Annotated in this window: 8 protein-coding genes; 2 read left to right on the top strand and 6 right to left on the bottom strand. The window is 71.5% G+C overall.

Features of this window, described 5'->3' with window-relative positions; translation table 11 throughout:
* The coding region (locus tag FL311_RS38735) for an alanine racemase (RefSeq protein ID WP_194869551.1) at positions 1-322 on the bottom strand (322 nt) is incomplete at its 3' end.
* Positions 323-542: 220 nt separating this feature from the next.
* Here FL311_RS38735 and FL311_RS38740 point away from each other — a divergent pair.
* Together FL311_RS38740 and FL311_RS38745 are read left to right on the top strand one after the other, a co-directional pair.
* Positions 543-1,439 (top strand): transcriptional regulator, encoded by an 897-nt coding sequence (locus FL311_RS38740; RefSeq protein WP_228557365.1) that lies wholly within the window; start codon positions 543-545, stop codon positions 1,437-1,439.
* Positions 1,440-1,442: 3 nt separating this feature from the next.
* The gene (locus FL311_RS38745) at positions 1,443-2,111 is read left to right on the top strand and encodes a metallophosphoesterase (RefSeq protein ID WP_141332676.1); all 669 of its coding nucleotides are present in this window, start codon (positions 1,443-1,445) and stop codon (positions 2,109-2,111) included.
* 15 nt (positions 2,112-2,126) lie between these two features.
* Here the strand turns inward: FL311_RS38745 and FL311_RS38750 are convergent, their stop codons facing one another.
* The 5 genes from FL311_RS38750 to FL311_RS38770 all read right to left on the bottom strand — a co-directional run.
* Positions 2,127-2,867: an SDR family oxidoreductase gene (locus FL311_RS38750; RefSeq protein WP_141332677.1), complete on the bottom strand. Its 741-nt coding sequence runs from the start codon at positions 2,865-2,867 to the stop codon at positions 2,127-2,129.
* A gap of 102 nt (positions 2,868-2,969) precedes the next feature.
* Positions 2,970-4,229: a hypothetical protein gene (locus FL311_RS38755; protein WP_141332678.1), complete on the bottom strand. Its 1,260-nt coding sequence runs from the start codon at positions 4,227-4,229 to the stop codon at positions 2,970-2,972.
* 106 nt (positions 4,230-4,335) lie between these two features.
* Positions 4,336-5,943: an LVIVD repeat-containing protein gene (locus FL311_RS38760; RefSeq protein ID WP_141332679.1), complete on the bottom strand. Its 1,608-nt coding sequence runs from the start codon at positions 5,941-5,943 to the stop codon at positions 4,336-4,338.
* A gap of 104 nt (positions 5,944-6,047) precedes the next feature.
* Entirely contained in the window at positions 6,048-6,680 is a 633-nt protein-coding gene (locus FL311_RS38765) for a CHRD domain-containing protein (RefSeq protein WP_141332680.1), read from the bottom strand.
* Positions 6,681-6,777: 97 nt separating this feature from the next.
* Positions 6,778-7,744 (bottom strand): LysR family transcriptional regulator (locus tag FL311_RS38770; RefSeq protein WP_305036184.1); only part of this gene is annotated, 967 nt, incomplete at its 5' end.

Genomic DNA, 7,744 nt, shown 5'->3' on the forward strand with positions numbered 1-7,744 from the left:
CCGCCTCCTGCGGCGCCACCGCCCCCAGCACCACCACCTGCCGGGGAGCAAGGCCCTGGGCCCGCTCGTGCTCCCGCACCCGCAGCGCGTCCTGCGGCGCGATGAAATACAGGATGTCCACCCGCCCGTGGACCACCGGCAGCACCTGCGACAGCCCGTGCCCGTAGGCATTGCCCTTGAGCACCACGCCCAGTGCCCCCGAGGGCCCCTTGCCCCCCTCCAGCGCCCGGAACACCTCCACGTTGTGCCTCAGCGCACCCGCGCTCAGCTCCAACCACGAGGTATGAGCCGCGTCCCCAGGCCCGCCACCAATGGACTCCACGTGTACCTCCGCGACGTCGACTCCCGTCCCATACCAGCAATGGCCGGGCCAGGGAGCGCGCGGTCCAGGGGCCGCGGGCGCCCGTTTCCGGGACAGGCGAGCCCCTTGTCACACAAGGCACCCAGGCGTCCCACTCCCGTCACGAGACGGGGCAAACAAGCGTTCACTTCGGAAATGGTCGAATCTGGATTACGGGAGGGGGGTGCTATCGTCCCACGGCGTGTCCTCCCCGGACGTTTCCCTGGCCCAGGCCTTCATCGCGGCGCGAGGTGTCCCCTGCGCGCCGGAGTCGCTGCCCCCGCTTCAGGCGTTGCTCGCGCGCGTGTTGGGTACGGCGCGCGCGGCGTGGCCCGGGGTGGAGCTGGACGGCGCGCGCTTCGTCGTCCACCTGGCGCGGCTGCTCCCCGCGCAGGCGCCCTCCGAGGACGTGGAGAAGTTCCACCTCCCGGACGTCTACCTGGCGCGCGCGGCGGCCGACCAGCTCCCCTCCGCGTTGAGCGCCTTCGAGGCCAGCTTCATGCCCGAGGTGAACGCCGCCGTGGCGCGGCTGAAGCTGCCCCCCTCGGGGCTCGACGAGGTCCGCCAGCTTTTGCGCCAGCGCATGCTGGTGGGCAGCCAGGATGCCCCCGCCCGGCTGGCGGCCTACCCCGGCACGGGGCCCTTGAGCGGCTGGGTGCGCGCCGCGGCGCTGTGGCTCGCGCTCGACTGGCAGCGCCAGCGCGGCGGACACCCCCAGGCGGATGACGGGGATTTGTCGCTGCTCGTCGCGCCCGGGGACGACCCGGAGCTCGTCTACTTGAAGAACACGTACCGCGCGGAGTTCAGCGCGTCGTTCACCACCGCGCTCGGCACGCTGGAGGCGCGTCAGCGCAACTTCCTGCGCATGAAGTACCTGGACGGGCTGAGCATCGACCAGCTGGGCGCGCTGTACGGCGTGCACCGCTCCACGGCGGCGCGCTGGGTGGTGGCCGCGCAGGAGTCACTCCTCCAGGAGACGCGGCGGCTGCTCACCGAGAAGCTGCGGCTGACCGGCTCGCAGCTCGACAGCGTGCTGCGCCTCATCTCCAGCCAGCTCGACGTCAACCTGAGCCGCCTCCTGCGCTCGAAGGTGGAGTGAGCGATGCGCACGCTCTTCATCGGCGACGTGCACGGCTGCGCGCGGGAGCTGGACGCGCTGCTGACCGCGTGCGGCTGGTGCCCCGACGACCGCGTGGTGCTGGTGGGGGACCTCGTCGCGAAGGGGCCGGACTCGGCGGGCGTGGTGCGGCGGGCACGCGAGCTGGGGATGCTCGCGGTGCGTGGCAACCACGACGCGCACGTGCTGCGCTGGCACTCGGGCCGCGGGCCCGAGGGCAAGAAGCTGGGCAAGGAGCACCGCCAGGTGCTCGACACGCTGTGCGCCGAGGACTGGGCGTACCTGGAGGCGCAGCCGCTGTATCGCCGCTTCCCGGAGCTGAACGTGCTCGCGGTGCACGGCGGGCTGGTGCCGGGAGTCCCCCTGGAGGCGCAGCGCGCGGACGAGCTGCTCAACCTGCGCAGCATCGCCCCGGACGGCACGCCGTCGAAGCGGGTGGACGGCGGCGTGCCCTGGGCCAGCTGCTGGAAGGGGCCGGAGCTGGTCATCTTCGGCCACGACGCCATGCGCGGCGTGCAGCAACATCCGCACGCCGTGGGGCTCGACTCGGGCTGCGTGTACGGCGGGCGACTCACCGCGTACGTGATGCCGGAGGGCCGGCTCGTGTCCGTGCCGGCCCAGCGCGCCTATGTCGACGTGCACGGCTCGCCGTGACGCGGGCACTCCGCGTCAGATGATGCCGCCGTTGGCGCGCAGCACCTGACCGTTGACCCACGCGCCGTCGGGGCCCGCGAGGAAGGAGACCACCGACGCGATGTCCACGGGCTGCCCCAGCCGCTCCAGCGGGGCCAGCTTCGCCAGCCGGTCGACGACCTCCTGGGGCTTGCCGTCGAGGAACAGGTCCGTGGCGGTGGGGCCCGGGGCCACGGCGTTGACGGTGATGTCGCGGCCGCGCAGCTCCTTGGCCAGCACGCTCGTCATTGCCTCCACGCCCGCCTTGGTGGCCGCGTAGACGGCGTAGGTGGGCTGCAGCAGGCCCACCACGCTGGAGGAGAAGTTGATGATGCGCCCGCCCTTGCGCAGCCGACGCGCGGCCTCGCGCAGGGTGTTGAAGGTGCCCTGGAGGTTGACGGCGACGAGCCGCTCGAAGGCGGAGTCCTCCATGTCCGCCACGGGCGAGAGCGTCATGATGCCCGCGTTGTTGACCAGCACGTCCACGCCGCCGAAGGCCTTCTCGGCCGCGTCGAACATGCCGCGCACCTGGGCGCTCTTGCTGATGTCCGCCTTCACGGCCAGGGCCTTGCCGCCGGCCCGCTCGATGTCACGCACGAGCGCCTCCGCGGGCGCGGAGGACTGTGAGTAGTTCACGATGACGCTGAAGCCGTCCCGCGCGAGCCGCTCCGCGACCGCCGCGCCGATGCCTCGCGATGCCCCGGTGACGAGGGCGACCTTCGAACCCTGGATGCGCATGTGACTCCTCCCGGCCGGACTTCCGTGACGAAAGCCGGGAGGAACCATGTCTTTCGCGCGGCGGGAAGCAGGGAGTGCTTCGGGGTCCGCCGTCACTGTCCGCTAGAAGTCGCGGGCCTGCTTGCGCAGCTCCGCGGCGAGCCGCCTCCCCATCTCCTCGCGAATCTCCTCGCCGTAGGCGTCGCTCTCGTAGAGCAGCGTCAGCAGCCGGTCTCTCGCCACCTGGTAGCCCAGGAGCCGGACCGCCGTCTCCGGGGCCTTCCAGCGGGCGACGACGACGTAGCCGTTCCGGGACGCGCGAATCTCCGGCTCCGGAGAAGTGGGTTCCTCCTCGATGTCCTCATACGCGTCGGGCCGGTCGTCCTCGTCCACCTGGGCCTCCACGAGCGGAGGCGGCGCCTCGTCCATCGCGTCCTGCTCGACGGCCACGAGCGGCGGCGCGCCCATCTGCTCCTCGCCCTCCCAAGCCTCTTCGCGCGATGAGGCCGTCGCGTCGTCCGCCGGACCTCCGCTTGCCTGCGCGGGCGCCGCGCTCCCTGACTGTCCTCGCGTCGCCTGAGCCTGCGCGGGCGCCGCGCTCCCCGCTCGTCCTCCCGTCGCCGGAGCCTGCGCGGACGCCGCGCTCCCTGACTGTCCTCCCGTCGCCTGAGCCTGCGCGGATGCCGCGCTCCCCGCTCGTCCCTCCATCGCCGGAGCTTGCGCGGACGCCGCGCTCTCCGCCTGTCCTCCCGTCGCCTGCGCCCGCGCGCTCCTCGCCTGTCCTCCCGACGCCTGGCCCTCCACGGGAGTCGCCACGGTCACCCGCCCCGACTCCTCCACGAGCGGCGGCGAGGACATCGCCTCCGCAGGTGCCTCGCTCGTCCCGAACGCGGAACCCCGGCGCGCGGGCTCCCACACAGCCGCGGGCGGCGACGTCTTGGTAAGCAGCCACGCCAGGTCGATGGACTCGCGGTACTTCAACACGCGGCGCGACGAGCCGCGCTTCCGGGGCCGTCCGTACTTCGCGTTCAGCACCTCCACCATCTGCTGGTGCTCGTCCCGCAGGACCTCGGGGGTCGCGAAGCGCACGAACACCGAGCCCAGCTTGTCGCCCGCGAAGAGGAAGAACACCCGGGCCGGACGCTCCGCGAGCGTCGTCGACACCACCAGGTCCTCGCGCGCCGTGACCAGCGCCTCCGGGTACAGCGCCCGCACCTCCGCGCGCGACATGCCCCAGTGCGTGGACTGGAAGCCCTCGCCGCCGTACTTCCGCTCATGCTCGGCGCGAATCGCCGCCCGGCGCTCGTGCACCGTCGGCCCGTGGTGACGCGAACCGCAGCCGCCCGCGAGCAGCAACACCACCATCCACCCGTAACGCTTCATCGAGCCCATCTCTCCGGCTCCCGACTTCGAATGACCCGGCGCCCCGCGCGAGCCTAGGCCAGGAGGCCCGCGCGAGACCATGCCAGTCATCCGGAGGACCCCACCGCTACTCCACCTCCTCGAAGATGAGCAGGCCCCGCGAGGTGTCGATGACATACACGTAGCCGTCATCCGGGATGCGCACGCCGATGGCACCGTCGAAGAACATCAACCCCCGCGCCCGGTCCGTCTCCCGCCAGGTGTTGTAGTAGGCGACCTCCTTCATCTCCGAGGGCCGCGACACGTCCAGCACCCGCACGCCGTGCTGGTAGTGGCTCAGGTAGAGCCGATTCCCCTTCAGCTCCATGTTGTGCACGGAGACGCCCGGGGTGAGCCGGTACTCCCCCACGAGGATGGGGTCCTTCGGGTCCGTCATGTCGATGGCCCGCACGTGCGCCCCCCAGTCCTCGCCGCCCTCGAAGACGATGAGGCGGTTGTTCACGTAGTGCCAGCGGTTGGTGTGGCTGGTGGAGCGCGGATAGACATACTCCCCCACCTTCACCACGTTCGCCGGGTCGCTCACGTCGAGCATCAGCAGGCCCGCGCGCCAGTGATTCACGAACAGCCGGTTGCCCCACCCCGTGGCGTCATGCGGGAAGGAGGCCACGCTGGGATTGACGCTCGGGTCCGCGTAGCGGCCGAGCAGCACCGGCTCCCGCGCGTTCTTCACGTCGAAGATGAGCGTCACCGGCGCCGGCGAGATGGACATCGCATACAGCCGGTCCATCGCCACGAAGACGGTGTGCACGTTGACCGCCCCCCCGCCCGGCAACGCGCTCACCAGCACCGGGTCCGCCGGGTCCGAGATGTCGAACACGAGCAGCCCCCGCGCCGCGCTGGCCACGTAGAGCGCGTCGTCCTTGGCCCACACCCCGTTCCAGTAGCTGTCCCCCGGGAAGAACACGTTCCTCACCAGCCGGGGCGCCTCGCGGTCCGCCAGGTCGAACACATAGAGCCCACCGGGCCCCTTGAACGCATCCTCCAGCGACACCACGTAGGCGTGGCCCTTGGTGACGAAGACGTCGGCCACCGTGCCCTGGGGCACCACGCCCTCGCCCACCAGCTCCAGCTTGGAGCCCTCCGCCTCGCCCTCGCGCCGGCGGACCTTCTCCAGCTCGAAGGTGCCCTGGAACGCCGGCGCGCCCCCCAGGCAGTTCACGAAGCAGCCCGTCATCCGCGTCGAGCCCTCCGCCTTGCACCCCACCATCGACGTCCGGTACGCCCGCCCATCCGGGAGCGTGCCGCCGCGCGAGGCGAAGAAGGTGTTCTCATCCAGGCGCGACTCCGGGAAGGGCACGCCATCCTGGAGCACGCGCCCATCCTCCAGGATGCGCACCGCCCCGGTGCCCTGGCTGTTGTCGTTCGTCTGGATGTCATTGCCAATGACATGCAGGGTGAAGATGCCCGCGCCCCGCACCGCCCCCAGGCTGTCGCGCGAGCAGGCCGACAGGTCGAAGGACTCCAGCGTGCCGCACGCGGCGCTCGTGCTCCCGGCGGGGAGCACCGGGCAGGCGGCGAGCGGCTCGGCGGACCAATCCCCGTGGTCCTCCAGTCGGTGGGAGGGCCCCTGCTCCACGGGCACCTTCACCACGTCATCCAGCTCGCGGGAACACGCGCTCCCCATCCCAGCGCAGAGCAGGACCCAGAGCGCGCCACCTTTCCACCGGTTCGTCATGAAGCTCCTCGTTCATGTGTTCCGGCCCCTGGAGTCCAAACGTCCGGGGCCCCTCCCGCATATCGAACGAAAAGCCAGACGATTGCGCCGGCGGCGCGGAGCGCTCAGGGCTGCGCGGCGTAGAGCTGTCCGCGCATCTCCCCGTAATAGGTATGCGCCTTGGTGTGCAGGTTGAAGTAGAGCACGCCCTTGCGCGCCAGGGACTCCAGGCTGGCCAGCGTCCGCGTCTGGGCGAGGAACCCCAGCTCCGCGGGGCAGCTCTCCGGCAGCCCGGGCTTGATGCCCTTCATCTCCTTGACGAAGGTGACGTTGGCGTTGGTGAGCTCCACGGACCAGCGCCCGTTGGCGAGCGTCTTCGACAGGTTGCCCAGCTCCCCGAAGTCCACCACCACCGGCCCGAGCACCCCGGGCGGCCCGCAGTGGATGTGGAACATGAGGATGTCCGCGGGATTGACGCCCGTCATCTCCACCTCCACGTAGGCCCGGGTCAAATCCTTGCTGAAGCGCAGCACGCCGTGCCCGCGGGACTTGCGCGCCTCGCGCGGCGTCGAGGGCGCGGTGGCGCCCAGGCTCTTCTCCAACAGCTTGGGCACCTCCGACTCCTCACCCGGCTCCTGCGCGGGGCTGAGGAACGCCTCGTAGACGGTGAAGGTGCTCGCGCCGAGCGCGGGGTCCTTGGCGTGGGCCGAGGACACGAGGACACAGGTCGACACGAGCGACATCAGCAACGGACGCATGGCGGGCTCCAGGGCGGGGATGAGACGCTCCTGGCGTAGCGTGGATGCGAGGGCGCGCGGATGGCCGAAGATGGCCACCCGATGGCCGCCCGCCCCATCACAGCGGCTCGAGGAACTGGCGGATGTGCGTGAGCACCTGGCGCACCTTGGGAATCTCGCTCAGGGCCTCCGGCACGCTCAGCCTCAAGGGACGCACCCGGCCCACCACGTCCGGGAGCACCGCCACCAGCGCGTCCCCTCCCGCCGGGTCCGGCAGCTCCACGCTGGGAATCAGGCCGATGCCCTGCCCCGCCAGACAACACACACGGACGAAGTGGATGTCGGTGGAGATGAGCGCGGGCGCCACCGGGAACGGGGCCCCCGTGAGCGTGGGCCACACGCTCGCGTCGTCACCGGGCGCCTGCCAGCAGAACAGCTCGTGCGCCTTCAGGTCCTCCACGGAGGTGGGCACGCCACGCTGGCGCAGGTAGGCCTCGCTGGCCCACAGCCCCTCGCGCACGCGCAGCACCACCTGCGACAGCCACGGCCCGCGGGGCAGCGCGTCGCCGAAGTGCGCCGCCAGGTCCACGTCCTCCAGCGACTCCGACAAGGGGTGCTCGCTGAAGCGCGCGTGCACGCGCAGCTGGGGATAGGTGGTCCTCAAGAGTCCGAAGAGCGGCGCCAGCAGGTGCGGCGGCATCCCCACCGGCAGCACCACCCGCAGCGTGCCGGAGGGCGTGTGCCCCACCTCGCGCAGCGACGCCACCAGCGCGCTTGTCTCCTGCATCATCAAGCGGCCCCGGCGCGCGAGCAGGGCCCCCGCCTCCGTCAGGACGATGCCCGTCCGGGTGCTCGTGAGCAGCGCCACGCCCGCGCGGGCCTCCAGCGCCTCCACGCGCCTGCGCAGCGTGGTGCGCGACACCGCCAGCACCTCCGCCGCCTCCAGGTACGAGCCCGTCTCCGCCACGCCCACGAAGGCTCGCAACTCTTCCAGGTCCATGCCGTCCTCGCGCTGGTGGAGGCCACCTCGCGCATCTTCCCTGAAGCCCACCCGCCCGCGCGAGCCCGCCCTCCGCGCCTGGAAG

This window comes from Myxococcus sp. AB025B (genome assembly GCF_006518215.1).
In the GTDB taxonomy this organism is placed as follows: domain Bacteria; phylum Myxococcota; class Myxococcia; order Myxococcales; family Myxococcaceae; genus Myxococcus; species Myxococcus fulvus.

What these genes read in the sequence shown, in the direction of transcription:
- FL311_RS38755 (WP_141332678.1), bottom strand. Translation starts at nt 4,229, where the DNA reads ATGAAGCGTTACGGGTGGATGGTGGTGTTGCTGCTCGCGGGCGGCTGC.
- FL311_RS38750 (WP_141332677.1), bottom strand. Translation starts at nt 2,867, where the DNA reads ATGCGCATCCAGGGTTCGAAGGTCGCCCTCGTCACCGGGGCATCGCGA.
- FL311_RS38760 (WP_141332679.1), bottom strand. Translation starts at nt 5,943, where the DNA reads ATGACGAACCGGTGGAAAGGTGGCGCGCTCTGGGTCCTGCTCTGCGCT.
- FL311_RS38745 (WP_141332676.1), top strand. Translation starts at nt 1,443, where the DNA reads ATGCGCACGCTCTTCATCGGCGACGTGCACGGCTGCGCGCGGGAGCTG.
- FL311_RS38765 (WP_141332680.1), bottom strand. Translation starts at nt 6,680, where the DNA reads ATGCGTCCGTTGCTGATGTCGCTCGTGTCGACCTGTGTCCTCGTGTCC.